This is a genomic window from Nonomuraea sp. C10 (assembly GCF_008017515.1).
Lineage (GTDB): Bacteria > Actinomycetota > Actinomycetes > Streptosporangiales > Streptosporangiaceae > Nonomuraea > Nonomuraea ferruginea.
In genome coordinates, this window is the sequence record NZ_VPFF01000003.1 from 1637286 (window position 1) to 1662512 (window position 25227).

The window sequence follows — 25227 nt, forward strand, 5'->3', positions numbered from 1 at the left end:
TCGCGGTACGGGGCGTGGTTATCAAGCCGTGATGATCACTGTCCGTGATCGGCTTTATGTGATCGTTATGCGATTACGAAAAAACTTGGCGGAAATACCAGATTGCGCCTCGACGAAACTCGAGTGGATCGGGCAGCATACGGTGGTATCACCAGAAACTGGAGTGACTGCGCATGGGTTGGGTTTCCAAGTCCCTTGCCATGCTCCGGTGAAGTGATGAAAGCTTTCTTCTGAAACGGGACCGGCTCTACCCCCCCGGAGCCGGACCGAACAGGCGACCCCCGCTCTCCCCCCCGGCGGGGGTCGCCCCATTTCCGGACTTCGCCCGTAGCCGTCGTCCACAGCCTGTGCACGGCCTGCGCCGTCATCCCCAGAACCGCGTTCGCCTCCCCGCGCCCGGCCTCGTCCCGGGCATGGTCGGACCTCCCCGACCCCGAGGGAGTCCGATGAATCGCCCACTGGTCATCACCGAGGACCGCGACCTGCTCGACGACCTGGTCCGCGTCGCCGCCGCGGCCGGCGCCCAGATCGACGTGGCCCACGCGCCGGCCCACGCCCGCCCGTTCTGGAGCCTCGCCCCGCTGGTGGTCGTCGGCGCCGACCTCGCCGACGCCGTCGCCGCCTGCGCCCCTCCCGCCAGAGACCGCGTGCTCCTCGTCACCCGCGCCCCCGACGACCCCGACACCTGGCGCCGCTGCGTCTCGGTCGGCGCCCAGGCCGTCGTGCCCCTCCCCGACGAGGAGCGCCGCCTGGTCGAGGAGTTCGCCGACGCCATGGAGCCCCACCCGCGGTCCGGCGCGGTCCTCTGCGTCATCGGCGGCCGGGGCGGCGCGGGCGCCAGCGTCCTGTCGGCGTGCCTGGCGCTCAGAGCCTCCGGCGACCGCCTCCGCACCCTCCTGGTCGACGCCGACCCGCTGGGCGGCGGCCTGGACGCCCTTCTGGGCCAGGAGGAGACGCAGGGGGCCCGCTGGGCCGACCTGGTGGCCAGGCAGGGCCGCATCAGCTCCTCGGCCCTTCAAGGAGCCCTTCCCTGCTTCGGCGACCTCGCGGTCCTGTCGTTCCACCGGGGCGAGGTCCGCCCCATCCCCAAGGAGGCCATGCGCTCGGTCCTCGAAGCCGGCCGCCGGGGCTTCGACCTGGTGATCGTCGACCTTCCCCGCCACCTCGACGCGGCCGCCGCCGAAGCCCTGGGCAGGGCCACCACCACCCTCCTGGTGGTCACGGCCGACGTCCGCGGGGTCCTGTCCGCCGCCCAGGTCCTGCGGCAGGCGGCCGAGCACACCTCCGACATCCGCGCCGTCATCCGCCCCGGCGTCCTCGGCGCCGACGCGGCGGCGGCCTCCCTGTCCATCCCCGCCGCCGCCCACCTGCCCGACCACCCCCGCCTGACGGCCACGCTCAACCGCGGCGAACTCCCCAGACTGGGCCCCCGCACCACCCTCGGCGCCCTCTGCACGACGCTCCTCCACGACCTCCTCCCGGCGTGACCCCTTCGGCCACCGCCCGCGATCCCACCCGAATCGAGACCACCGTGCAGGTAACCCCCGAGCTCGTGGAAGCCGTCCGCGTACGCCTCGCCAGAGCGGGAGCCGAACCCACGGCCGCCCAGGTGGCCGTGGCACTCCGCGCCGAGAGGGCGGTCTACGGCGACGCTGAGATCCTCGCCGTCGCCCGGGCCCTCTGCGCCGACCTCATCGGCGCGGGCCCGCTGGAGCCGCTCCTGGCCGCGCCCGAAGTGACGGACGTCCTGGTCAACGGCCCCCGCGAGGTATGGGTCGACGACGGCAGGGGCCTGCGCCTCACCCCCGTCACCTTCACCGACGACGCCGCGGTCCGCAGGCTCGCCCAGCGCCTGGCCGCCGCGGCGGGCCGCCGCCTCGACGACGCCTCCCCGTACGTGGACGCCCGCCTCGCCGGAGGCGTCCGCCTCCACGCGATCCTCCCTCCGATCGCCTCGGGAGGCACCTGCGTCTCGCTGCGCCTGCCGCCCCGCCGCACGTTCACCCTGCCCGACCTGGTGGCGGCGGGGACCATCACCCCTGCCGCCGTCCCGATCCTCACCACCTTGGTCACCACCAGGAGAGCCTTCCTGATCTCGGGCGGCACCGGCACGGGGAAGACGACCCTCCTCTCCGCCCTCCTGTCCCTGGCCGACCCCGGCGAACGCCTCCTCCTGGTCGAGGACTCCGCCGAGCTCCGCCCGCTCCACCCGCACGTGGTCCGCCTGGAGTCCAGACCCGCCAACGTCGAGGGCGCGGGAGGCGTGGGCCTGCGCGACCTCGTCCGCCAGGCCCTGCGCATGCGCCCCGACCGCCTGGTGGTCGGCGAGGTCAGAGGCGCGGAAGTGGTCGACCTCCTCGCGGCCCTCAACACGGGCCACGAGGGCGGCTGCGGCACCCTCCACGCCAACACGGCCGCCGACGTCCCGCCCCGCCTGGAGGCCCTGGGCTGCGCCGCGGGCCTCAGCAGACAAGCCGTCCACAGCCAGCTGGCGGCCGCCCTGGACGTCGTCATCCACCTCACCCGCAGCCGCACCGACGGCAGACGCCGCATCTCCGAGATCCGCCTCCTGACCAGAACCGACGACGACCTCGTACGAGCCATCCCCGCCGTGACCTTCACCCCCGAAGGCCGCGCACACCCAGGCCCCGCCTACACAACCTTGACGGGCGACTCCCCGCCCTTTCCGCCCTCCCGAGAAGCCCAGCCGTCCGGGAGTCCTCGCCCTCTCCCCACCGGCCAGGCTCCCTCTCCCGAGGAGTCCGCGTCATGACCGCCGTGGCCGCCGCCTTCCTCATCGCGCTCGCCGTATGGCTCTGGACCAGCCCCGACGCCGCCACCCTCCGTCTGGCCAGGCTCACCCACCACGACGACGAGCCGCGCCCGCCCAGCCTGAAGGCCCTGTTCGCCCGCCCGAGCAGGTCACGCCGAGCCGACGCCTGGCGCCGCGCGTCGATCGAGCTGTGCCACGCGATGACCGCCGAGCTGTCAGCGGGCCGAACCCCCGGCGAGGCCCTGTCCAGAGCACTCGACGCCGTCGACCTGCCGGACCCCGGCGCCCTCCGCCCCGTGTCGGCCGCGGCCAGAGACGGCGGCGACGTCTCCGCTGCCCTGCTCCGGGCCGCCCCGGAGGAGGGCGGCGAGGGCCTGCGCCGCCTCGCCGCCTGCTGGGACGTCAGCGTGACGGTCGGCGCCGGCCTGAGCGCCCTCGTGGACCGCGTGGCGGCGACCCTGCGCGCCTCCCAGGCCCACCGGCAGGACGTCGCCGCCCAACTGGCCGGCCCTCGCACGACAGCCAGGATGCTGGCCATCCTCCCGGCGCTGGGCCTCCTGATGGCCGCCGCCCTGGGCATGCGTCCCCTCACCTTCCTGCTGGGCGGCGTCCCCGGCCTCCTCTGCCTCGCCGCCGGCATCTCCCTGGACGCCTGCGGCCTCTGGTGGACCCACCGCATGGCCACCAAAGCGGTGAACCCCTGACCCGCCCTTACAAGGCCAGGCGTCAAAACCCATCCGCTGCGGAAAGTTCCGACCTCCGTCACAGCTAGGACCACCCGATGCTCGCGCTCGCCTCCATCCTCTGCACTGCCCTGGCGGCTTACCTCTGGACTTCGCCCACCACTCCCGCGCAACGCCTCGCGCGCCTGATCCCCGAGCCCTCACCCCGGCAGAACGGATCCCGTCCCGCCGACCCACCTCCGCCCGTCTGGCTCACTGACAGGGCGCAGACCGGGCATCGGCTCTCAAGCCGTACCCTCGTCCCGTCGCTCTGCCTGAGTGTCGTCGTCGCCCTGCTGGTAGGCGGCGTCCCCGGCATCGTCACGGCCCTCCTCGCCACCCCCGTCACCGCGGCAGCCCTTCACCGCAGAGATCCGCCAGAGCTCGAACGCGACCGCAACCGGATCACCGCGGACCTGCCGTTCGCCGCCGACCTCATGTCCGCCTGCCTGCTCGCGGGGCAGCCCACCAGCGCCGCCACCGAAACCGCCGCCACGGCGATAGGCGGCCCCCTCGGGCTGAGACTCACCTGGGTGGCCGCCCAGCTCAAACTCGGCGCCGACCCCGAGCCGACCTGGACCCACCTGTCCCGCGACCCGGCCACAGCCCAACTCGCCCGAGCGATGATCCGAGCGTCCCAGAGCGGCGCCCCCGTGGCCGACATCCTGACCCGCCTGGCGGACGACGCCCGCGAAACGTCAAGGGCCGCCTCGGTGGCCGCGGCCCGCAGTGTGGGCGTCAAAGCGGTGGCACCCCTGGGCCTCTGCTTCCTCCCGGCCTTCGTCCTCTTGGGAATCGTCCCCGTGGTAGCAGGCTTGGCCACCACGATCGTCCTCCCTTGACGAGAGCGCTCCGCCGGTTCCACCGGGCTCGCGTCGGCTGACGAGAGTGCTCCACCGGCTTCAGCAAGCTCGCATCCGCTGCCTAGACAGCACCGCTGGGTCAGCCGGGCTCGCGTCCGCTGACGAGAGCGCTTCGTTCCGGCGAGCACGCGTCCGCTGACGAGACCATGCCACCAGGTCCACCGGGCCCGCGTGCGCTCAACCTCCGCGTCCGCTCAATCTCGCGTCCGCTCAATCTCGCGTCCACCCAACCTCCGCGTCCGCTCAATCTCGCGTCCGCTCAACCTCCGCGTCCGCTCAACCTCGCGTCCGCCCAACGTCGCGTCCACCCAACGTCGCGTCCACCCAACGTCGCGTCCACCCGATCCCGCCTCCGTTCACGGGTGCTCCCTCCACAGCCTCGGCGCCACGTACTCGCTTATCCACAGAACGGCGCTCGGCCCCTTGGGCCCATGCCGGTCCAAGCGAATCTTGGACCCGCACCCCGGGGCGTCGCCCCGGCCCGATCTTCCTGGAGGCACGATGCAGGACCACAAGAACCTGTCGCTCCGCACCCGCCACCGCCGCTGGTGGTCCGTCAGGCAGGCCCGCCTGGCGGGAGCCGCCCGCGACAGGGGTATGTCCACCGCCGAGTACGCGGTCGGCACCATCGCCGCCTGCGCCTTCGCCGCTCTGCTCTTCAAGGTGGTCAGCAGTCCCGAAGTGCAGGAGATGCTCTCCTCGCTGATAGACCGGGCGCTCAACACCAAGGGATGACCGGCCACGCGCGCCGGAGGTCGTCAAAAGGCTCCGTGACCGCCGAAACGGCCGCGATGCTCCCCGCACTCATGGTCGTCCTCGCGGCGGCGCTGTGGGCCATCCAGGCCGTCGGAGCCCACCTCGAATGCGTCGACGCCGCCCGCTCCGCCGCTCGCGCCGCGGCCAGGGGCGAGCGTCTCGATCAGGTACGAGACCTCGCCCGCTCAGCCACCCGCTCCGAAGCAGAGGTAACTGTGAACCGCACCCCAGAACACACGACCGTGCACATCTCGCTCGCCGTCCGCCCGCCCTGGGGCCCCGCCCTGCCCGCGATCCACGTGACCGCGTCCGCCACCGCGCCCACCGAATCCTGACCTCACGGTGCGGACCGCCCGTGCGGCAGCCAGAACCCCTGGCCTCACGTGCAGACCGCTCATGCGGCAGCGAGAACCGAATCCTGACCTCACGTGCAGACCGCCCGTGCGGCAGCGAGAACCGAATCCTGACCTCACGTGCAGACCGCCCGTGCGGCAGCGAGAACCGAATCCTGACCTCACGTGCAGACCGCCCGTGCGGCAGCGAGAACCGAATCCTTACGTCACGTGCGGACCGCTCGTGCGGCAGCCAGAACGGCGCCGGGCACGGCCGTGCGCTGAGGAGATCTGTGATGCCACGTAATGACCGAGGCTCGGCCACGCTCTGGGGCGTCGCGCTCATGGGTTTGCTGATGGCCGTGGCCATGGCCTTCGCCCTGGCTGGCGAGGCGCGCGTCGCACGCCACCGCGTGTACGACGCTGCCGACCTCAGCGCGCTGGCCGCCGCCGAACTGGCCCTCGTAGACCCGGAAAGCGCCTGCGCGAGAGCGACGACCCTGGCGAAGGCGAACGGGGTCGAACTGACGAACTGCGAGATCAGCGGCGCGGTGGCGGACGTCAGGACATCGCTGACGATCTCGATCCCCGGCCTCGGGGTCCGCACCCTGACCGGCCGCTCCCGCGCCGGCCCAGCCAGTCCGTCCCCTCTGAAGCTACGGCGGGCTGAGCGGGCCGAAGGCACGCATCACGGCGCTCAGCCCGAGGGGGTTCCCAAAGTTCCCTTACTCACTGAAATGAGACGAATGGGATGAATGAGACGAGCGTGGACTGCATCTCCCAAAAAAGAGAGGCCCCGTAGTGAGTACCTGGCTGCAGAGCGGTTCCGTAGTGAGCGCCCGGCTGCGCCCTTCTCCGCGATCTCGCCGCAAGTGGGATGGGTTGAGGCCCGCAAGAATAATCACGACATATGGGATTAACGAGGATGATTGCCACACGCGGTGCTAGATGGGAGCCCGCTGGATAGGGCAGGTCATGCAGCGGGCGCCGCCCCGGCCCTTGCCGAGTTCGAAGCCCTCGATCTCGATCACTTCCACGCCCCTGTTCCGCAGCTGCCGGTTGGTGAACTGGTTCTTGTGGTAGCCGATCACCACGCCGGGGGAGAGGGCGAAGAAGTTGTTGCCCGAGTCCCATTGCTCGCGCGCCTGCTGGTAGTCGTCGCCGCCGGTGGGGATCAGCTCCAGTTCGCCGATCTCCAGGGCCTCCGCCACCGCGTGGGCGAAGCCGGCGGCCATGTGGACGTCGAGGGTGCCCGGCTTGTCGCCGGGGCGGAGCGCGTACGTGGTGGCCGTCTCCAGGAACGGCGGGTAGACGGCCGCCTTGTTCACGTCCAGGAGGGTGAAAACGGTGTCCAGATGCATGTACGTACGCCGCTTGGGGATCTCGACGGCGATCACCCGGTCGACCGAGCCTCCGCCGAACAGCGACAGGGCGAGGTGCTCCACGGTGCGCGGGTTGGTCCGCTCGCTCAGGCCGATCACCACCGTGCGGTTGCCGATGGGCATCATGTCGCCGCCCTCCATGGCGGCGGCGCCGAAGTCCTCCTCGTCGAACCGTGATTCCTCGCCGCGCTCCGGATACCAGAACGCGAACTCCTCTCCGGCGAACATGGGGTGGAAGTGGTAGATCGTGCTCTGGTTCAACGTCTCCAGCCGGCGGGCGTGATGGTACATCGGGTTGAGCGACACCCCGCCGTAGAGCCAGGCGACCGGATCGCGCTGGTAGAGGGAGTTCGGCAGCGGCGGCAGCATGAAGTCGTCCATCCGGGCCGAGGCTGCGACCAGGGAGTTCGCCTCCAGGCCGGGGATCCCGTACTCCTGCTTGGTCAGCCCGCCGATGAGGTGGGTGGCCAGCTTCTCGCCACTCCAGCCGGACAGGGTCTCCCGGACGCCGTCCACGAGCGCCGGGCCGACGGTCAGGTGGGTGACGGCCTGCTCCACCGCGTGCCGCTTGGCCTCGAAACTCCCGTCCAGCGCCTCCGCGAGCAGTTCCTGGTGGTAGAAGACCTCGACGCCGTGCTCGCGCAGCACGGCGACGAACGCGTCGTGCTCCCGCTGCGCGTGCTCCACCCAGATGATGTCGTCGAAGAGCAGCCGGTCACGGTTGGCCGGGGTGAGCCGCCTGAGGCTCAGCTCCGGGCGGTGCACGATGACCTTGCGCAGCGTGCCCACCTCCGAGTGGACGCCGAACGACTGATCGGTCATGGCTCTTGCCCCCTTGGCGAGTCAGCTGGTGCTCTGGCCGGTCATACCGAACCACTGGAGCCCTGCCCGGAATCGCCCGGCTCGCATCCTCGGCCTGGAGACTGCCCTCGGCCTGGAGACTGCCCTCGACCCGGAGACTGCCCTCGGCCCGGAGACTGCCCTCGGCCCGGAGACTGCCCTCGGCGGGACGGAAGGAGGTCAGGGGCGCAGCAGGGTCGCGAGGAGGCGGAGTGCGCCCTGCTTGTCCAGGGGCTCGTTGCCGTTGCCGCACTTGGGCGACTGGATGCAGGAAGGGCAGCCGCGCTCGCACTCGCAGGAGTCGATGGCCTGGCGCGTGGCCGTCAGCCATTCCCTGGCGCGCGTGTACCCGCGTTCCGCGATGCCGGCGCCGCCCTCGTGGCCGTCGTAGACGAACACCGTGAGCAGGCCGGTGTCCGCGTGCAGCTCCGTCGACACGCCGCCGATGTCCCAGCGGTCGCAGGTCGCGAAGAGGGGGAGCAGGCCGATGGCGGCGTGCTCGGCGGCGTGGGCCGAGCCGCCCAGGTCGAAGCCCTCCTCGGCCAGGGTGGCGACCTCGGCGGCCGGGAGCGTCCACCAGACGGCGCGGGTGCGGAGGGTGCGCGGCGGCAGGTCCAGCGGCTCGTCGCCGAGGCTCTCGCCCGACTGCGCCCGGCGCTTCAGGTACGAGACGACCTGCCTGGTCACCTCGACCTCGCCGAAGTGGAGGGTGCCGGGCCCGAGAGGATGGGAGCGCAGGGTGGAAAGGACAGAGATGTCGGTGATGTCCCGGGCGAACGTGGAGTAGTCCGGAGCGGCACTCGTGACCAGCGCCACCCCGGCCTCCAGGTCCAGTTCCTCCACGAGGAACGTCTCGCCCTGGTGGAGGTAGACCGCTCCAGTGTGCACGGTCGTGTGCGACGAGGGCTCGTCCACGCTCCCGAGCAGGCGGCCGGTCGAGGACTCGACGACGTGGATCGGCGCGCCGCCGCCGCCGCGGATGTCGGCCAGGTCGGTGGCGCGCTCCCGCCTGGTCCAGTACCAGCCGGCCGGCCGGCGGCGCAGCAGGCCCTCGTTGACGAGGTCGTCGAGCACGCCGCGCGCGGCGTCGCCGAAGACCGTCAGGTCCTGCTCGGTCAGCGGGATCTCCGCCGCGGCGGCGCACAGGTGCGGGCCCAGCACGTACGGGTTGTCCGGGTCGAGGACGATCGCCTCGACGGGCCGGCCGAACAGGGCCTCCGGGTGGTGCACGATGTAGGTGTCGAGCGGGTCGTCACGGGCGATGAGCACGGCCAGCGCGTCCTGGCCCTCGCGCCCCGCGCGGCCGGCCTGCTGCCAGAGCGAGGCGCGGGTGCCCGGCCAGCCGGCGATCAGCACGGCGTCCAGGCCGGACACGTCGACCCCGAGCTCCAGGGCGTTGGTGGTGGCCAGGCCCATCAGCGCGCCGGAGCGCAGAGCCTTCTCCAGCACCCTGCGGTCCTCCGCCAGGTAACCCGCCCGGTAGGCGGCCACCTTCTCGGGCAGATCCGCCAACCCTTCGTCCTCGGGCAACGCCCACGCCAGCGGCCCACGGGCACCCCCTGCCGCGGACCCGGCCGCGGAATCCCGGGGCTCCTCCCGGCAGGTCCGGTTGCCGGTGCCCTCACGAAAGGACGGCATCGGGCTGGCCCCCAGAAGCGGAGGGTCCGCCCTCGTCGGAGAGTGCTCCGCTGTAGAGGGTTCTGCCGGACGGGGTTCCGCTGGGGACGGCTCTGTCGATGAGGGGGCTGATGGTGAGGGTCCGGCGGGTGAGGGTTTGGCTGTAGAGCGCTCTGCCGTACAGGGCTCCGCTGGGGACGGCTCTGTCGATGAGGGGGCCGCCGGAGAGGGCCCGGCTGGAGAGGGTTCCGACGATGGGGGTGTCGATGGAGGGGGTGTTGGGTGGGTGGGTCCGAGGGGGGAGGGGTGGGGGCCGTGGGCGGAGAGGGAGAAGGCGACGTCGGAGAGTTTGGCGCGGGCCTGGAGCGCCACCGTCTCGGCGCCGCGACGGCTGCGGACGAAGGCGAGCGTGCGGACGTCGGCCAGCACCAGGTCCGCCAGCAGGTCGGCGGCCTCAGCCGTGGCCGTCCGGCGCACCGGGGCCCCCTTCTCGCCCCTGAGCTCCGTCAGCGGCGGCTCCCACAGCGCGATGGTGGTCGAGCCCTTGGGAGAGGCGTCCGCCGTCACCTCGTCCACGTCGAGCCCGGTCAGCCGCTTGGCGAACTCGCCGGGCTCGCTCGCCGTGGCCGAGGCCAGCAGGAAGGCCGGCGAGGACCCGTACCTGGCGCAGACGCGGCGCAGGCGGCGCAGGATCTGGGCCACGTGCGACCCGAACACGCCCCGGTAGCCGTGACACTCGTCCACGACCACCAGCCGCAGCCGGCGGAAGAACAGCGACCACTGGGCGTGCCTGGGCAGGATGCTCCGGTGCAGCATGTCGGGGTTGGTGAGCACGTAGTTGGCGTGCTTGCGCACCCAGGTGCGCTCCTCGAACGGGGTGTCGCCGTCGAAGCAGGCGGCCCGCACCTGGGTGATGCGCAGGTCATGGATGCCGCGAAGCTGGTCGGCGGCGAGGGCCTTGGTGGGTGTGAGGTACAACACGGTGCCGCCGTCGAGACAGGCGGTGACCGCCGGGGTCAGGTAGGCCAGCGACTTGCCGGAGGCCGTCCCCGTAGAAATGATCACGTTTCGGCCACAATAGGCCAGGTCAGCGGCCTCGTACTGGTGTTGCCACAGCCCCGCCACGCCCTGGTTCGCCAAGCGCGTAACCAGGAGTTCGGGCGCCCATTTGGGCCATCCCACTTGACCCGCCTGACGTGCTGGAACATGCTCCACATGGGTGACACGCTCGTGACGTGCGGGTATGCCGAGCAGGTGCTGGAGGAGTGGACCTGGTCGGTGTGGGGAGGAAGCGGAGGAAGTCACTGTTTCCAGTCTGCATCCGTGGGCAAAGTCGCCGGGAATCGTGATTTCGTATAGACACAAGCCAGACGCGTGGTTGAATGCCGCGCGTCAGGGTCCGACAGTCGGGAGCATCGCTCCAGACTGCCAGGCCCGCAAGAGTACTTTCGCAGGCGAGGCGCTGGAGGATCTGTGGATCTGAAGTTGGATCACCGCACCGAAGACCGACTCACCATCGTGGAGGTCGAAGGTGAGATCGATGTTTACACGGCGCCGAGATTGCGTGAGCTCCTCATCGACCTGGTGAACAAGGGAAACTTCCACCTCCTGGTCAACATGGAGAAGGTCGACTTCCTCGACTCGACGGGGCTTGGCGTCCTGGTGGGCGGACTCAAGCGGGTCCGCGCCCACGACGGCTCGCTCGAACTGGTCTGCACCCAGGAGCGCATCCTCAAGATCTTCCGGATCACCGGTCTGACCAAGGTCTTCGGGATCTACGCTTCGGTCGACGAGGCCAAGGAAGCTCACGGCAAAGACAAGTAGATGGCCACCGTCGAGCTGACGTTCAGCGCTCTTCCCGCGCACGTGCGCACCGCGCGGCTGGTGGCCACTGCGATCGCCAGGCGCACCGGCGTGGAGGAGTCCTTGCTGGACGAGGTCCGGCTCGCCGTGGGTGAGGCGTGTTCCCGGGCGGTCGAGGCGCATCGCGCCCACTGTCCGGGTGAGCCCATCCGCATCGAGCTCAAGGACGACTCGGGGCGCTTCGAGGTCACGGTCAGCGACCAGGCGCCCAGTGATGAGATCAAGCAGGAGCAGCCCCTCGACCTGGGAATGCTTTCCGACTCGTTCATGTCCGGCTTCGGTATCGCGGTGATCGCGGGGCTGGCGGACGACGTGGAGGTGTTCCCGAGTCCCAAGGGCATGCGGATCCGCATGAGCTGGCCGGCCGCCACCAACGGCCATCTCCGCTGACGTGCCTTTCCGGCCGTCGGGCTTGAGCTTGGCGAAGGACGTCTCCTGACCGCTGCGGTCAAGGAGACGTCCTTCGCTTTACGACGCCGGGCTGACCCGTCACCGTTGCGACAGGGGATCCCCGTCGAACGCCTCGGCGAGCGTGATGACCCTCCCGCCGCGTTCGGCGATCTCGGCGGCCCGCAGGACGAGGATCTCGAGGTCGTCGCGCGCGTGGATGAACCGGCCCGCGAGTGCGTCGAGACGTCCCCGTGCGATGGCGAGCACGCCGTCCACCGCCTGTTCCATCGACGTCCACGAGTCGTCCCTGGCCCCGGGGAGGTCGCCGAGATCGCTGGTCAGATCCGTGCGGACCCGGCCGGGGCTGTAGTCGAACGCCAGCACCCCCGTGCCCGCGAGTCCCGCCGACAGCGCCGCGGTGAGCTTGGCCAGCGCGGCCTTGGACACGCTGTAGGCCGTCTGCGTGGGCAGCGTCCACACCCCGAGCAGGCTGTTGACGTTGACGATCCGGCCGCTGCCGCGGGCCAGCATGCCGGGCACCACCGCGTGGACGTACAGCATCGGGCCGAGCACGTTCGTCGTGACGGTGCCCCACCACTCCTCGGGGTCCGACTCCCAGACCGGCGCCTCGTGCGGCTCGGCCGCGCCCGCGTTGTTCACCAGCAGGTCGATCGGGCCGAGGACGCGCTCGGCGGTCCCGACGACGGCGGTCACGGCCCGCGGGTCGGTGACGTCGCCGGGCAGGGCCAGCACGTCACCCTCGCCGCCCAGCTCGGCCGCGAGCGCGTCCAGGGCCTCCGCCGACCGGGCCGTGACCGCGACCCGCATCCCCGCCTGGTGGAGTCGCTCGGCCAGCGCCCTGCCGATGCCGCGGCTCGCCCCCGTCACCAGGGCCACCGATCCTCTTGGTCCGCTCATCATCGCCACCCCCCACGGTCCCGCTACCCGCTGACCTGGCCCGGATGCTCGGCCTCAGGAGAGGCGTATTTCGGTCCTACCTTTTCAGGCCGTAGTCATGACCGTAAACCAACGGATATTTCACCAGTCAAGTCGCAATACACCCCGCTGTCAGCGGCTTACTGACCAGGCGCGCAAATGCCCGGCTCCAGAGCCTTCATATCTGCGTATCCCCTGCGTAGACTCCCGGCACCGGCCAAGGTGATCCGGCACTAACAGCGGATTCAACCGGAAGCGGCACCCACAACCCGGATGGTGCCGCACCGCCCGCCTACATTGCAGCGCCACCGGGCAGGACGACCGGTCTTGCCGAGGAGAACGATGTCTAGGCACATGCTGGCACTGGAGCCAGCGTCCAATCTGACCCTTAGCGGAAACAATCTCACCATCGTGATCGTGGTCGCCGCGGTCGCGCTGATCGCGCTAGCCGTCGCCGGCGGTCTGGTGCGTGAGGTGCTCGCCGCCGACCAGGGCACGGAGCGCATGCAGAACATCGCCCGTGCCGTCCAGGAAGGGGCCGCGGCGTATCTGACGCGGCAGTTCCGCACTCTGGCGATCTTCGTCGTGATCATACCCTTCCTGCTGCTCCTCCTACCGGGCGAAACCGACGTACGGATCGGACGCTCGATCTTCTTCGTGGTCGGCGCGGTGTTCTCCGCGCTGACCGGCTTCATGGGCATGTGGCTGGCGGTGCGCGGCAACGTGCGCGTGGCCGCCGCGGCCCGCGACTCGGGCGAGCAGCGCGCCATGCGCATCGCCTTCCGTACGGGCGGCGTCGCCGGCATGTTCACCGTGGGCCTCGGCCTGCTGGGCGCGGCCGTGGTCGTCTTCCTCTACCAGGGCGACGCGCCCGGCGTGCTGGAGGGCTTCGGCTTCGGCGCGGCGCTGCTCGCCATGTTCATGCGGGTCGGCGGCGGCATCTTCACCAAGGCCGCGGACGTCGGCGCCGACCTGGTCGGCAAGGTCGAGCAGGGCATTCCCGAGGACGACCCGCGCAACGCCGCCACCATCGCCGACAACGTGGGCGACAACGTCGGCGACTGCGCCGGCATGGCGGCCGACCTGTTCGAGTCGTACGCGGTCATGCTGGTCGCGAGCCTCATCCTGGGCCGGGTGGCCTTCGGCGAGCAGGGTCTGATCTTCCCGCTCATCGTCCCGATGATCGGCGTGCTGACCGCGATCATCGGCATCTTCGTCACCCGCCTGCGCGCCAAGGACCGCAACGGCATGGCGGCCATCAACCGCAGCTTCTTCATCTCGGCCGGCATCTCCGCGGTCCTGGTCGCGGCCGCCGCCTTCTGGTACCTTCCCGCCACCTTCGACGGCCTGGCCGGCGCGCAGGTGCAGTCCGACGCCGACCCGCGGGTCATCGCCATCGGCGCGGTGCTCATCGGCCTGGTCCTGGCCAGCGCCATCCAGCTGCTCACCGGCTACTTCACCGAGACGAACCGGCGCCCGGTCCGCGAGATCGGCGAGAGCTCCCGTACCGGCCCGGCGACCGTCATCCTGGCCGGCATCAGCGTCGGCCTGGAGTCGGCGGTCTACTCGGCGCTGATCATCGGCGCGGCGGTGTACGGCGCGTTCCTGCTCGGCTTCGGCAACGTGACGGTGGCGCTGTTCGCCGTCGCCCTGGCCGGCACCGGTCTGCTGACCACGGTCGGCGTCATCGTCTCGATGGACACCTTCGGCCCCGTCTCCGACAACGCCCAGGGCATCGCCGAGATGTCCGGCGACGTCGAGGGCGAGGGCGCCCGCGTCCTCACCAGCCTGGACGCGGTCGGCAACACCACCAAGGCCATCACCAAGGGCATCGCGATCGCGACGGCCGTGCTGGCCGCCACGGCGCTGTTCGGCGCGTTCCGCACCGCGGTCGAAGGCGAGCTGCCGGCGGGCAGCGTGTTCAGCCTCGGCATCGACGCGCCCAACGTGCTGGTCGGCCTGATCATCGGCGCGGCCGTGGTGTTCCTGTTCTCCGGGCTGGCCATCATGGCGGTCGGCCGGGCGGCGATGCGGGTGGTCTTCGAGGTACGCGAGCAGTTCCGCAGCAAGCCGGGCATCATGCAGGGCACCGAGCTGCCCGACTACGGGCGCGTGGTCGACATCTGCACCCGCGACTCGCTCCGCGAGCTGGCCACGCCCGGCCTGCTCGCGGTCATGACGCCGATAGCCGTCGGCTTCGCGCTCGGGTACGCGCCGCTCGGCGCGTTCCTGGCGGGCGCGATCGCCGCCGGCACCCTGATGGCCGTCTTCCTGTCCAACTCGGGCGGCGCCTGGGACAACGCCAAGAAGCTGGTCGAGGACGGACACCACGGCGGCAAGGGCTCCGAGGCGCACGCCGCCACGGTCATCGGCGACACGGTCGGCGACCCGTTCAAGGACACCGCGGGCCCGGCCATCAACCCGCTGATCAAGGTGATGAACCTCGTCGCGCTGCTGGTGGCCCCGGCCGTGGTGCTGTGGGCCGACAACGTCGGGCTCCGCGTCGGCATCGCGGTGGTCGCGGTGGCCGTGGTCGTCGGCGCCATCATCGTCTCCAAGCGCCGCTCGGTGACGGCCGAGCCGGCCAACGACAACGACCGCGACAAGGAACCCGTCGCGTCCTGACACCGTTCCACCACGACGCCCGCTCCTCGACACCGAGGGGCGGGCGTCGTCGTCCGGCCACGCCGGAGGGTGATACGCGGAGTGGCCTTGTTCGGTGGGAAACTGGGCAGATGGACAACAAGCCGCCGTCCGGCGGGAAGACCCTGGCCGTCATCCTGCTCGCGATGCTTGCCATCATGGCGGTGATCGCGATGCTGGCCGTCTGGGCGTCGAGAGGATGACCGAGGTGCGAACGCTGATCCTGCTCCGCCACGCCAAGGCGGCCCAGGCGCCTGGGGTGCCCGACAAGGACCGGGCGCTGACCGACCGGGGCGAGCGCGACGCCAAGCGGGCCGGTGAGGAGCTGCGGATGCTCGGGCTGGAGCCTGAGGTGGTGCTCTGCTCGCCGGCCCGGCGCACCCGCCGCACGGCGGAGCTGGCCTTCCCCGGCGTCGAGGTGCGGTACGAGCCGGCGATCTACCAGGCCTACCCGGAGGAGCTGCTGGAGCGGCTGCGCCTGCTCGACCCCGATCACGGCACGGTGGCGCTGTGCGGGCACAACCCGGCCGTGCACGAGCTGGCGCTGATGCTCGCGCAGGGCGACTACCTGTTCCGGCCGGGCACGTTCGCGGTGATCAAGACAGCGGTGCCGTGGCCCGAGCTGTCGGCCGGTGAGGGAGAGCTGGTCACGAGCTGGGGTCCGCAGCACGACTGACGAGCAGCGCGTCCTCGGCGTCGGCGGCCTCGACCTCGTCGCGGGAGATGCCGAGCAGGTAGAGGATCGAGTCGAGGTAGGGCGTGTTGACCGCGGTGTCGGCCGCCTGGCGCACCACGGGCTTGGCGTTGAACGCGATGCCCAGCCCGGCCGCCGCGATCATGTCGAGGTCGTTGGCCCCGTCGCCGATGGCCACGGTCTGGCTGATCGGCACCCCCGCCTCGCTGGCGAACCGCTCCAGCGCGCGGGCCTTGCCAGGCCGGTCGACGATCTCGCCCACGAGCCGGCCGGTCAGCTTGCCGTCGATGACCTCCAGCACGTTCGCCGCCGAGTAGTCGATGCCGAGCTCCTCCACGAGCGTGTCGGTGATCTGGGTGAAGCCGCCGCTGACGATGGCGAAGCGGTAGTCGAGCCGCTTGAGCGTGCGGACCAGGGTGCGGGCGCCGGGGGTGAGCACGACCTCACCGCGCACCCGCTCGAACACCTCGGCGGGCAGCCCTTCGAGCTGGGCGACCCGGCGGCGCAGCGACTCGGCGAAGTCGAGCTCGCCGCGCATGGCCGCCTCGGTGACCTTGGCGACCTCGTCGAGGCAGCCGGCGTGCCTGGCCAGCAGCTCGATGACCTCACCCTGGATGAGGGTGGAGTCGACGTCCATGACGATGAGCCGCTTGGCCCGCCTGGACAGCCCGGTGCGCTGCACGGCCACGTCGACCTGCTGCGCGGCGGCCTCGGCGGCGAGCTGGACGCGCAGCTCGTCGGGGTTGGCGCCGGAGACGGACAGCTCGATGCAGGTCACCGGCCACTGGGCCAGCCGCTCGATGCGGTCGATGTTGGCGCCGGCGGCGGCGATCCGGCGGGCGATGCCGGCGATGGCCGCGGGCTGGAGCGTGGCGCCGAGCACGCTGACCGACAGGCGGCCGCGGCGGCGGTGCTCCTTGGCCAGGGAGCCGGTGGACAGCTCCACCTCCATGCCCAGGTCCTCGGCGATCCGCTCGACGGCGGTCCACATGGCGCCGAGGGTGCTGCCGGTGCCGGTGGACGGCCCTCCGGCGTAGGCGACCAGGACGCCGAGCGTGAGCCGGCCGCGGATGACGACCTGCTCGATGTCGGCCACGGTCACGGGGAAGCCCGACAGGACGGAGAACAGGCGCGAGGTCACGCCTGGCCGGTCGGGGCCGGTGAAGGTGATCAAGAGGGTGCGCTGGTCCACATTCAGCCACGGTACTGCGCCCGCCCCGATGCCCGCGCCGCAGGTCCTGCTTTACGTCCGCAAGATCAGGTGGGCGTCGCCGAACTCGTGCCACAGGTAACGTTCCCGCAGCGCCGCCTCGTACGCCGCGCGGAGCGGGCGCTCGCCGGCGATCGCGGTCAGCATCATCAGGTGGCTGGAGCGCGGTTCGTGCAGGCCGGTGATGAGCCCCGTGACCGCCCGCACCCCCGTCGCGGGCGTCACGACGTGGCTGGTCCAGCCCTCGGAGGCGGTCACCAGGCCGCCGGCGGCGGCGGTCTCCAGCGCCCGCACCACCGTGGTGCCGGCGGCGACCACCCGCCTTCCGCTCCCCAGGGTCAGGTCGACCAGGCGGGCCGTGGCCTCCGGCACCGCGTAGCGCTCGGCGTACGGTGGCTCGTCCTTCTCCGGCGAGGCCACCCCTGTGTGCAGGGTGATCGGCGCGATGCCGACGCCGCGCGCCACCAGCGCCGTGACCAGCTCCGGCGTGAACGGCCGCGCGGCGCTGGGCATCTCCGCGCTGCCCGGCACGGTCGCGAACACCGTCTGGTACGCCTCGATCGGCCAGTCCCTGGTGACGTACGCGTACCGGATCGGGGCCCCGTACCCGCGCAGGTACGTCTCCACGTCGCGGTCGAGCACGGCCCGCCAGAGCCGGGGCGTCTCGCGGCCGACGAGCCGCAGCGTGGCGCCTCCCGGCAGCGGCAGCCACTCGCCGGGCGCGCCGCCGCGGTACTGCTCGGTTGCGGTGGCGGTACGGCGGCGCAGCTCGACGAGCCAGGTGCCGTCCGGCCGCGCGGTGGAGAAGTGCACCGCGAGCCGGTCCAGCCGCACGGCGGCGGGCAGCGTCGCCGAGTTGTTGACCACGATCAGGTCGCCCGGGTCGAGCAGGCCGGGCAAGTCGGTGAAGCGGTGGTGCGCCGGCTCGCCGTCGCCCGCCGAGACCAGCAGACGGACCCCGTCCCTGCCCACCCCGCGCGCCTCCGGCGGCTCCTGCGCCGACAGCGCGGGCGGCAGAACGAAGTCGAACGCGGCGTTCGCCGCCTCGGCCGTCACCGTGGTCGTTGTGGCGGTCGTTGTGGCGGTCGTTGCGGGGGGCGTCTCGGGGGGCGTCGTCGGGCGGGTCATTGGAGGGTCACCCGGCCGCTGGCGGGGCGGGTACGTACGAGGTCGTGCAGGGCGGCGGCGACCTTGGCCGGGTCGGTGGCGGACGCGGCCTCGTCCGCGCCGACGGCGTCGGCCAGCATCCGGGTGTTCATCTCGCCCGGGTCGGTCCACCAGACCGCCAGCTCGGGCTCCTCGGCGGCGAGCACGTTCGAGAGCTGATCCAGCGCCGCCTTGGTGGCCCCGTACCCGCCCCATCCCTCGTACGCGCCGGTGGCGGCGTCGGAGGTGACGTTGACGACGGCGCCCCGCCGGGCGCGCAGCGCGGGCAGCGTGGCCTGGATGAGGGCGAGCGGCGCGGTGACGTTGGTCTCCAGCAGGACGCGGAAGGCCTCCAGCGGGTAGCCCGCCAGCGGTGGCAGCGGCGTGGCCCCGAGGCCGCTGGCGTTGTTGACCAGGAGGTCCAGCTCGGGGACGGCGTCCGCCAGGCGGCGGACGTGCGCGGGCTCGGTGACGTCGCCCGGGATGGCGGTGGCGCCCAGCTCGGCCGCGGCCCGTTCCAGCTCGTTCACGCCGCGCGCGGTGAGCACGAGACGCCAGCCCGCCTCCGCCAGTGACCGCGCGAGCGCGAGGCCGAGTCCGCGGGAGGCGCCGGTGATGAGTGCGGTGTTCGTCATGTTCGTGACGTTAGGAACGCGCCGCCGTCCACACATCGGGCCGTGGTCCCGTGGCCGCCTGGGCACTTCGTCCTAGGACCTTCCCGGTTCACCGGCGCCGCTGTCACCGCCCCCCGGTCCCCGGTCGGCCCGTCAGTAGAGTGATGGCGTGACGGCCGAACGCGACGAGATCCTGCAGGCGGTGAGCTCCGCGGTGCTGGCGGTCACCCGCCATCTGTCGGTGCGCGAGGTGCTGCAGGTCATCGTACGCTCGGCGCGGCGGCTGCTGGACGCCCGCTACGCCGCGCTGGGGGTGCCCGACGACGACGGCTCGTTCGCGGAGTTCGTCGCCGAGGGCATCACCGACAAGCAGTGGGAGGCGATCGGGCCCCTCCCGCGCCAGCACGGCATGCTGGGCGTGATGCTCCGCGAGGGCGCCCCGGTGCGCCTGGCCGACCTGCGCGCCGACCCCAGGTTCGAATACTGGCCGCAGGCGCATCCGGTGATGAAGGACTTCCTGGGCGTCCCCATCACCGACGGCGGCGAGGTGCTCGGCATCATCTTCCTGGCCAACAAGCGCGCGGGCGGCTTCACCGAGGCCGACCAGGACCTGCTCCAGGTGTTCGCGGCGCACGCCGCCATGGCGCTGGCCAACGCCCGGCTCTACGAACGGAGCCGGGAGCTGGCGATGCTGGAGGAACGCAACCGGGTGGCCCGCGAGCTGCACGACGCCGTCACCCAGAAGCTGTTCTCGCTGCGGCTGAGCGCCCAGGCGGGGGGCCATGCTGAAGTCGGAGCCCGACAGGGCCGCGGCCGAGCTGGAGCGGGTGCAGCGGCTGGCGGGGGAGGCGCTGGGCGAGCTGCGGGCGGTGATCGTCGAGCTGCGGCCCGCCGAGCTGGACCGTCACGGGCTGGCCGAGACGCTGCGCAAGCACGTGCGGATGCTCGACCGCCTGCACCCCGCGCGCGTCACGTACGAGGCGGACGAGCTGCCGCCGCTGGACTCCGCCGCGGAGGTGGCCGTGCTCAGGGTGGCCCAGGAGGCGCTGCACAACGCGCTGCGCCACGCCGAGGCCGCGCGGGTGACGGTGCGGCTGTCGTACGAGGGCGGCGGGCTGGTCCTGACCGTCGAGGACGACGGCACGGGCTTCGAGCAGGGCGCCTCGCGCGGGCTGGGCCTGATCTCGATGAAGGACCGGGCCGAGTCGGTGGGCGGCCGGATGACCGTCAGCTCGGCCCCCGGGAAGGGGACGACCGTGCGTATGGAGGTGTGCGGGTGATCCGGGTGCTGGTCGCCGACGACCATCCGGTGGTGCGTCAGGGGCTGCGCACGTTCCTCGACCTGCAGGACGACATCACGGTCGTGGGCGAGGCGGGCGACGGCGCGCGCGCCGTCGAGCTGGTCCGCGAGCTCGCGCCCGACGTGCTGCTGCTCGACCTCAAGATGCCGGTGCTGGACGGGCTGGCCACGCTGGGCGAGCTGACCGGCGCCGCGACCCGGGTGCTGGTGCTGACCTCGGTGAGCGACAGGGCCGACGTGGGCCCCGCGATGCGGGCGGGCGCGTCCGGCTTCCTCTACAAGGACGTCGACCCGACGGCGCTGGTGCGTGCCGTGCGGGCCGTGCACAGCGGGCAGGTGCTGCTCGCGCCTGAGGCGGCCGAGGCGATGCTGGCGGGCGGCGAGGGCGCGCGGCCGGCGGGGGGTCCGCCCGTGCCGCTGACCGACCGCGAGCGCGAGGTGCTGAAACTGATCGCGGCCGGCCGGTCCAACCGTGAGATCGCCCGCAGCCTCGCGGTCGCCGAGAAGACGGTCAAGACCCACGTCTCCAACGTGCTGATGAAGCTCGGCGTCCAGGACCGCACCCAGGCCGCCCTCTACGCCGTGCGCCACGGCCTGTCCTGATCCCTCAGGGCGTCCCTGACGGGCTCGAAGGCGGCGTGCCGGGTCAGAGGTTCCTGACGGGCTCGAAGATGGCGTGGTGGGCCGCGACGATCGCGCGACGCACGGCGCGGTCCAGCTCGCGCACCGCGGCGCCGCGGGAGGCGATCTCGCCGGAGGTGAGCCCGCGCTCCTCGGCCAGGCGCAGCACCGCCCCCAACCGGGTGGCCAGCGCCGACACCCGGTGGGCGCGCGCCGGATAGCCGGGGGCCAGCTCGCCGCCGTCCGGCACGTGCGACGGCCGCTCCCGCGCGGGGCCGCCCGCCGCGGCCAGCGCCTGGGTCGCGTCCCGCATCGCCTCCGACAGCTCGCGCTCGGCCTCGGCGACGGACGGCAGGTCCTGCCGTACCGGCCCGGCCTCGTGCACGTCCAGCTTGACTCCCACGTACGAGGAACCGCGCAGATCGAGCGAGGGCACCAGCCCGAGCCGGGTGTCGTCGAGCACGGCGATGGCGGCCTGCCCGGCGTCGACCGCCGCCGAGTTGAACCCGGGCGGGCCGGAGAGCCCGAGCGGGTCACCGGGCGCCGGCAGGGCGAGCCGGAACCCGCTCAGGCCACCGGAGCGAAGGTTGGCCAGGTATTTACGCAGCGGAACCTCGCCCACGACAGCGGGGCCGCCGACCTCTTCGACGTGGTCGGCCGCCTCGTCCAGGCCGATGTGGCCGGAGAGCCAGGCGTTACCCCAGGCGACGAGCACGGGACAGATAGGCGATTCAGGGCGCACCGATCCACGATAAGCGCTCGCCCTGCAATAGGTTTGTCCCCAGGGTTACTCCTCAAGGAGGGATCGGGGATGGGTGGTCAGGTGCTGCGGTTCCAGGACGTCGCCTACAAGCGCGACGGGGCGACCCTGCTGCGCGGCATCGACTGGACGGTCGAGGAGGACGAGCGGTGGGTCGTGCTCGGCCCCAACGGCGCGGGCAAGACCACGTTGCTGCAGCTCGCGGCCACGTTGCTGTTCCCCAGCGAAGGGTCGCTGGAGGTGCTCGGCGAGCGCGTCGGGGTGGCCGACGTGTTCGACCTGCGGCCGCGCATCGGGCTGTGCAGCTCCGCGCTGGCCGAGCGCATCCCGCCCGACGAGAAGGTCATCGACCTGGTGCTGACCGCCTCGTACGCGCTGCTGGGGCGCTGGACGGAGGAGTACGACTCCAACGACGTCACCCGGGCCGTCGAGCTGATCGACATGATGGGCGCGGCCCATCTGATCAGGCGGCGGTTCGCCTCGCTGTCGGAGGGGGAGCGCAAGCGGGTGCAGATCGCCCGCGCGCTCATGCCCGACCCGGAGATGCTGCTGCTCGACGAGCCCGCCGCCGGGCTCGACGTGGGCGCCCGCGAGGACCTGGTGCGGCGGCTGTCGGTGCTGGCGGGCGACTTCCGGTCGCCGGCGCTGGTCCTGGTGACCCACCACGTGGAGGAGATCCCGGCCGGGTTCACCCACGCCCTGATGCTGCGCCACGGCTCGGTCGTGGCCCAGGGGCCGCTCGACCACGTCATGACGGCCGACAACCTGTCGCAGACGTTCGGGGTGCCGCTGTCGCTCGACCGCAGCGCCGAGGGCCGCTGGTACGTCCGTCCCTTCTAGATCGCCCGCAGGCACGCCGGACGAAATATCATGCAGCGGGTCAGGCCCGTCGATTTCGGAGCGTTGCCATGTCCGTGGAGCAGCTCATCGTCGCCTTCGTCCTGGTCGCGGCGGTGGGCTTCGGGGTGGCGCGGACCATCAGGATCATCCCGCAGGCGACGGCGGCGATCGTGGAGCGGCTGGGCCGCTACCACCGCACGCTCGCCCCGGGGCTCAACATGGTGGTGCCGTTCATCGACCGCATCAAGGACATGATCGACCTGCGTGAGCAGGTGGTGTCGTTCCCGCCGCAGCCGGTGATCACCTCCGACAACCTGGTCGTCTCCATCGACACCGTCATCTACTTTCAGGTGACCAACCCGAAGGCGGCCACGTACGAGATCGCGAACTTCCTCATCGGCGTCGAGCAGCTCACCGTCACCACGCTGCGCAACGTCGTCGGCGGCATGGACCTGGAGCGCACGCTGACCTCCCGCGAGGAGATCAACACCGAGCTGCGCGGGTCGCTGGACGAGGCGACCGGCAAGTGGGGCATCCGGGTCAACCGGGTGGAGCTCAAGTCCATCGACCCGCCGGCCTCGATCCAGGACTCGATGGAGAAGCAGATGCGCGCCGACCGCGACAAGCGGGCCGCCGTGCTCACCGCCGAGGGCCAGCGGCAGGCGGCCATCCTGGCGGCCGAGGGGGAGCAGCAGGCGGCGGTCTTACGGGCCAGGGGCGACGCGGAGGCGGCGGTGCTGCGCGCCCAGGCCGAGGCCGAGGCCCAGGCGATGCGCGCCAAGGGCCAGGCCGACGCGATCGGCATGGTGTTCAAGGCCATCCACGAGGGCAACCCGGACCAGCACCTGCTGGCCTACCAGTACCTGCAGACCCTGCCCGAGATCGCCAAGGGCGACGCCAACAAGATCTGGATAGTCCCCTCGGAGATGGGCAAGGCGCTGGAGAGCCTCGGCGGCCTGTTCACCCCGCCGAATCCCCCCGCGCGCAATCCCCCCGCCACCCCGGACGCGTAACCGCCCCGCCAGGCCCCCTAGGCTCGGCACTCGACGCTGATGCTGGGAAGGGGTCGGGGTGACGGTCTGGGAAGCGCTCGCCGTGTGGGTCGCCGGGATGGCGGCCGGGGCGATCAACGCGGTGGTCGGCTCGGGGAGCCTGATCACCTTCCCCACCCTCGTCGCCGTCGGCGTCGATCCGGTCGTGGCGAACGTGTCCAACAACGTCGGCCTCGTCCCCGGCTCCGTCACCGGCGCCTACGGCTACCGCGCGGAGCTGCGCGGGCAGCGCGACCGGCTGGTCAGGCTCGCCATGGGGTCCGCGCTCGGCTCGCTGGCCGGCGGGATCCTGCTGCTCTACCTCGATCCGGACGTCTTCCAGGTGGTCGTCCCCGTGCTGATCGGGCTGGCCTGCGTGCTGGTCATCATCCAGCCGAGGCTCAACCTCTGGCTGGCCGCCCGGCGCGAGCACGCGCACCCGCACGGCGGCCCCGCCCTCTGGCTCGGGGTGTTCGGGGCGGGCGTCTACGGGGGCTACTTCGGCGCCGCCCAGGGCGTGCTGCTCATCGGGCTGCTCGGCAGCTTCCTGGACGAGCACCTGCAGCGGGTGAACGCGGCCAAGAACGTGCTCTCGCTGGTGGTCAACTCCACCGCCGCCGTCCTGTTCGTCCTGATCGCGGACGTCGACTGGTGGGCGGTGCTGGCCGTGGCCCTGGGCGCGATGATCGGCGGCTTCCTGGGGGCGAAGGTCGGGCGCCGCATCCCCGCGCCACTGCTGCGCGTGGTCATCGTGGCGGTGGGGATCGTGGCGATAATCAAACTGGTGTACGGATAATTTCCCGACATTCTGGGCATAAATCAGTACATGAAGGGTGATCGGGTGGAGATCGTCATCGACGCGGGCGGCACCCCGCGCACGTACGAGGTCGTCGCCACCCGCGCGGGCCGCCGCGTCGAGGTGGCCACCCGGCGGGGGCTCGTCGAGGTGACCGAGGTGACCAGGAGCGGCACCGTCATCCGGACCGCCCGCTTCATGTCCAGCCGCATCCTCGCCCTGGTCGAGCACCCCGCCGACGAGAAGGACTAGCGGAAGTCGGCCTCGTGGTCGCGCACCCAGGACCGGAACGGCAGCGCCGGCCTGCCCAGCAGCTTCTCCACGACGTCCGTGACCTCCTCGGGGGAGTCCACCAGGCTCCGCCAGCCCGCCAGCGCGGCGTCCACGAAGTTCGCGTCGCCCCAGGCCGCCAGCAGCTGCTCGCGCGCCTGCTCCGGCGGCAGTTCCTCCCAGCGCACCTCACGGCCGATCACCTCGCCGATGATCCGCACCTGCTCGGCCTGGGTGAGGACCTCGGGCCCGCTGATCGGGTAGGCCGCGCCGCCGTGCCCGGCTGAGGTCAGCACGTGCACCGCCACCGCCGCGATGTCCTTCTCGTGGATGAGGGTGCGCCCCGCCTGCCCGTACGGCCAGCGCACGACGCCCGTCCTGACCTGGTCGGCCCAGCCCAGGGTGTTGACGGCGAAGCCGCTCGGCCGCAGGAACGTCCAGCTCATCCCGGAGGCGCGGATGAGCCGCTCCAGCTCCTGATGGAAGATCGTCGGCTCCCCGTCGCCCTGGGGCACGTTCGCCGACAGGTAGACCACCCGCCTGGCCCGCCCGGCGAGCGCCTCGACCACGGGTTCGGCGGTCCGGGCAGCGAAGCCCGGCCACACCAGGAACGCCGTCTCCACGTCCGTCAGGGCGGGTCCCAGCGTCTCGGGCCTGGTCAGGTCGCCCGCGACCGTCTCCACCCGCTCAGGCAGCCGCGCCCGCGCCGGGTCGCGCACCAGGGCGCGCACCGGCAGGCCCGCCCGTTCGAGTTCTCTCACCACATGTCCGCCGACGTTGCCGGTCGCGCCGGTCACCAGAATCGTGCTCATGCGGCGACCGTAAAAC

25 protein-coding genes and 1 pseudogene are annotated in these 25227 nt (G+C 71.8%); 18 read left to right on the forward strand and 8 right to left on the reverse strand.

Annotated features, from left to right (window positions below; genetic code table 11):
* The first annotated feature begins 446 nt into the window (after nucleotides 1–446).
* The 7 genes from ssd (at nucleotide 447) to FR742_RS39435 (ending at nucleotide 6201) form a co-directional block, all read left to right on the forward strand.
* The gene (gene ssd, locus FR742_RS39405) at nucleotides 447–1487 is read left to right on the forward strand and encodes a septum site-determining protein Ssd (protein ID WP_148036296.1); all 1041 of its coding nucleotides are present in this window, start codon (nucleotides 447–449) and stop codon (nucleotides 1485–1487) included.
* A gap of 32 nt (nucleotides 1488–1519) precedes the next feature.
* Entirely contained in the window at nucleotides 1520–2773 is a 1254-nt protein-coding gene (locus FR742_RS39410; RefSeq protein ID WP_148037238.1) for a TadA family conjugal transfer-associated ATPase, read from the forward strand.
* On the forward strand, nucleotides 2770–3477 hold the full coding sequence (locus tag FR742_RS39415; RefSeq protein ID WP_148036297.1) for a type II secretion system F family protein: 708 nt from the start codon (nucleotides 2770–2772) through the stop codon (nucleotides 3475–3477). The genes FR742_RS39410 and FR742_RS39415 overlap by 4 nt, the downstream gene beginning before the upstream one ends.
* Nucleotides 3478–3554: 77 nt before the next feature.
* Entirely contained in the window at nucleotides 3555–4337 is a 783-nt protein-coding gene (locus FR742_RS39420; RefSeq protein ID WP_148036298.1) for a type II secretion system F family protein, read from the forward strand.
* 522 nt (nucleotides 4338–4859) lie between these two features.
* Nucleotides 4860–5093, forward strand: coding sequence for a DUF4244 domain-containing protein (locus tag FR742_RS39425; protein ID WP_148036299.1), 234 nt, complete (start codon nucleotides 4860–4862; stop codon nucleotides 5091–5093).
* A 35-nt stretch (nucleotides 5094–5128) separates the two neighbouring features.
* Complete coding sequence (locus FR742_RS39430) at nucleotides 5129–5449, forward strand: TadE family type IV pilus minor pilin (RefSeq protein ID WP_261809028.1); 321 nt, start codon at nucleotides 5129–5131, stop codon at nucleotides 5447–5449.
* A gap of 293 nt (nucleotides 5450–5742) precedes the next feature.
* Entirely contained in the window at nucleotides 5743–6201 is a 459-nt protein-coding gene (locus FR742_RS39435; RefSeq protein WP_148036301.1) for an Rv3654c family TadE-like protein, read from the forward strand.
* 189 nt (nucleotides 6202–6390) lie between these two features.
* Here the strand turns inward: FR742_RS39435 and FR742_RS39440 are convergent, their stop codons facing one another.
* Together FR742_RS39440 and FR742_RS39445 are read right to left on the reverse strand one after the other, a co-directional pair.
* Nucleotides 6391–7650, reverse strand: coding sequence for an arginine deiminase (locus FR742_RS39440; RefSeq protein ID WP_148036302.1), 1260 nt, complete (start codon nucleotides 7648–7650; stop codon nucleotides 6391–6393).
* 198 nt (nucleotides 7651–7848) lie between these two features.
* Entirely contained in the window at nucleotides 7849–10347 is a 2499-nt protein-coding gene (locus FR742_RS39445; protein WP_396991016.1) for a Zn-binding domain-containing protein, read from the reverse strand.
* A 411-nt stretch (nucleotides 10348–10758) separates the two neighbouring features.
* Between FR742_RS39445 and FR742_RS39450 the strand changes: the two genes are divergently transcribed.
* Nucleotides 10759–11109, forward strand: a complete 351-nt coding sequence (locus tag FR742_RS39450; protein WP_043629845.1) for an STAS domain-containing protein — start codon at nucleotides 10759–10761, stop codon at nucleotides 11107–11109.
* The gene (locus FR742_RS39455; protein ID WP_148036304.1) at nucleotides 11110–11538 is read left to right on the forward strand and encodes an ATP-binding protein; all 429 of its coding nucleotides are present in this window, start codon (nucleotides 11110–11112) and stop codon (nucleotides 11536–11538) included.
* Between the two features lie 99 nt (nucleotides 11539–11637).
* Here FR742_RS39455 and FR742_RS39460 read toward each other — a convergent pair whose 3' ends face one another.
* Nucleotides 11638–12456: an SDR family oxidoreductase gene (locus FR742_RS39460; protein WP_222709266.1), complete on the reverse strand. Its 819-nt coding sequence runs from the start codon at nucleotides 12454–12456 to the stop codon at nucleotides 11638–11640.
* 360 nt (nucleotides 12457–12816) lie between these two features.
* Here FR742_RS39460 and FR742_RS39465 point away from each other — a divergent pair, with 360 nt between their 5' ends.
* Both FR742_RS39465 and FR742_RS39470 read left to right on the forward strand, forming a co-directional pair.
* Nucleotides 12817–15099 carry a sodium-translocating pyrophosphatase gene (locus FR742_RS39465; protein ID WP_148036306.1) on the forward strand — a complete coding sequence of 761 codons (2283 nt, stop codon included), beginning with the start codon at nucleotides 12817–12819 and terminating at the stop codon, nucleotides 15097–15099.
* Nucleotides 15100–15325: 226 nt separating this feature from the next.
* Nucleotides 15326–15793 carry a histidine phosphatase family protein gene (locus tag FR742_RS39470; RefSeq protein ID WP_261809030.1) on the forward strand — a complete coding sequence of 156 codons (468 nt, stop codon included), beginning with the start codon at nucleotides 15326–15328 and terminating at the stop codon, nucleotides 15791–15793.
* Here FR742_RS39470 and serB read toward each other — a convergent pair.
* From serB to FR742_RS39485, 3 genes are all read right to left on the reverse strand, one after another.
* A complete protein-coding gene (serB, locus tag FR742_RS39475; RefSeq protein WP_148036307.1) occupies nucleotides 15765–17003 on the reverse strand; it encodes a phosphoserine phosphatase SerB in 1239 nt (412 codons plus the stop codon). The two genes, FR742_RS39470 and serB, sit on opposite strands and share 29 nt — an antisense overlap.
* 51 nt (nucleotides 17004–17054) lie before the next feature.
* Nucleotides 17055–18077 (reverse strand): S-adenosylmethionine:tRNA ribosyltransferase-isomerase, encoded by a 1023-nt coding sequence (locus FR742_RS39480; protein ID WP_261809031.1) that lies wholly within the window; start codon nucleotides 18075–18077, stop codon nucleotides 17055–17057.
* A gap of 68 nt (nucleotides 18078–18145) precedes the next feature.
* Nucleotides 18146–18802 (reverse strand): SDR family oxidoreductase, encoded by a 657-nt coding sequence (locus FR742_RS39485; RefSeq protein WP_148036309.1) that lies wholly within the window; start codon nucleotides 18800–18802, stop codon nucleotides 18146–18148.
* A gap of 229 nt (nucleotides 18803–19031) precedes the next feature.
* Here FR742_RS39485 and FR742_RS46240 point away from each other — a divergent pair.
* From FR742_RS46240 to FR742_RS39495, 3 genes and pseudogenes are all read left to right on the forward strand, one after another.
* Nucleotides 19032–19620, forward strand: a pseudogene (locus FR742_RS46240) (GAF domain-containing protein); the annotation flags it as partial.
* 102 nt (nucleotides 19621–19722) lie between these two features.
* A complete protein-coding gene (locus tag FR742_RS46245) occupies nucleotides 19723–20061 on the forward strand; it encodes a sensor histidine kinase (RefSeq protein WP_261809114.1) in 339 nt (112 codons plus the stop codon).
* Nucleotides 20058–20684 carry a response regulator transcription factor gene (locus FR742_RS39495; RefSeq protein ID WP_148036310.1) on the forward strand — a complete coding sequence of 209 codons (627 nt, stop codon included), beginning with the start codon at nucleotides 20058–20060 and terminating at the stop codon, nucleotides 20682–20684. Before FR742_RS46245 ends, FR742_RS39495 begins: the two co-directional genes overlap by 4 nt.
* A gap of 43 nt (nucleotides 20685–20727) precedes the next feature.
* On the opposite strand, the gene FR742_RS39500 is transcribed toward FR742_RS39495, so the two are convergent.
* Nucleotides 20728–21444 (reverse strand): hypothetical protein, encoded by a 717-nt coding sequence (locus tag FR742_RS39500; RefSeq protein ID WP_261809032.1) that lies wholly within the window; start codon nucleotides 21442–21444, stop codon nucleotides 20728–20730.
* Between the two features lie 69 nt (nucleotides 21445–21513).
* Here FR742_RS39500 and FR742_RS39505 point away from each other — a divergent pair, with 69 nt between their 5' ends.
* From FR742_RS39505 to FR742_RS39520, 4 genes are all read left to right on the forward strand, one after another.
* The gene (locus tag FR742_RS39505; RefSeq protein ID WP_148036311.1) at nucleotides 21514–22302 is read left to right on the forward strand and encodes an ABC transporter ATP-binding protein; all 789 of its coding nucleotides are present in this window, start codon (nucleotides 21514–21516) and stop codon (nucleotides 22300–22302) included.
* A gap of 68 nt (nucleotides 22303–22370) precedes the next feature.
* Nucleotides 22371–23315: an SPFH domain-containing protein gene (locus FR742_RS39510; RefSeq protein WP_148036312.1), complete on the forward strand. Its 945-nt coding sequence runs from the start codon at nucleotides 22371–22373 to the stop codon at nucleotides 23313–23315.
* 58 nt (nucleotides 23316–23373) lie between these two features.
* Entirely contained in the window at nucleotides 23374–24129 is a 756-nt protein-coding gene (locus tag FR742_RS39515) for a sulfite exporter TauE/SafE family protein (protein ID WP_148036313.1), read from the forward strand.
* 30 nt (nucleotides 24130–24159) lie between these two features.
* Nucleotides 24160–24381, forward strand: a complete 222-nt coding sequence (locus FR742_RS39520) for a hypothetical protein (RefSeq protein WP_148036314.1) — start codon at nucleotides 24160–24162, stop codon at nucleotides 24379–24381.
* Here FR742_RS39520 and FR742_RS39525 read toward each other — a convergent pair.
* Nucleotides 24378–25211 (reverse strand): SDR family oxidoreductase, encoded by an 834-nt coding sequence (locus FR742_RS39525; protein WP_148036315.1) that lies wholly within the window; start codon nucleotides 25209–25211, stop codon nucleotides 24378–24380. The two genes, FR742_RS39520 and FR742_RS39525, sit on opposite strands and share 4 nt — an antisense overlap.
* Between the last annotated feature and the right edge of the window lie 16 nt (nucleotides 25212–25227).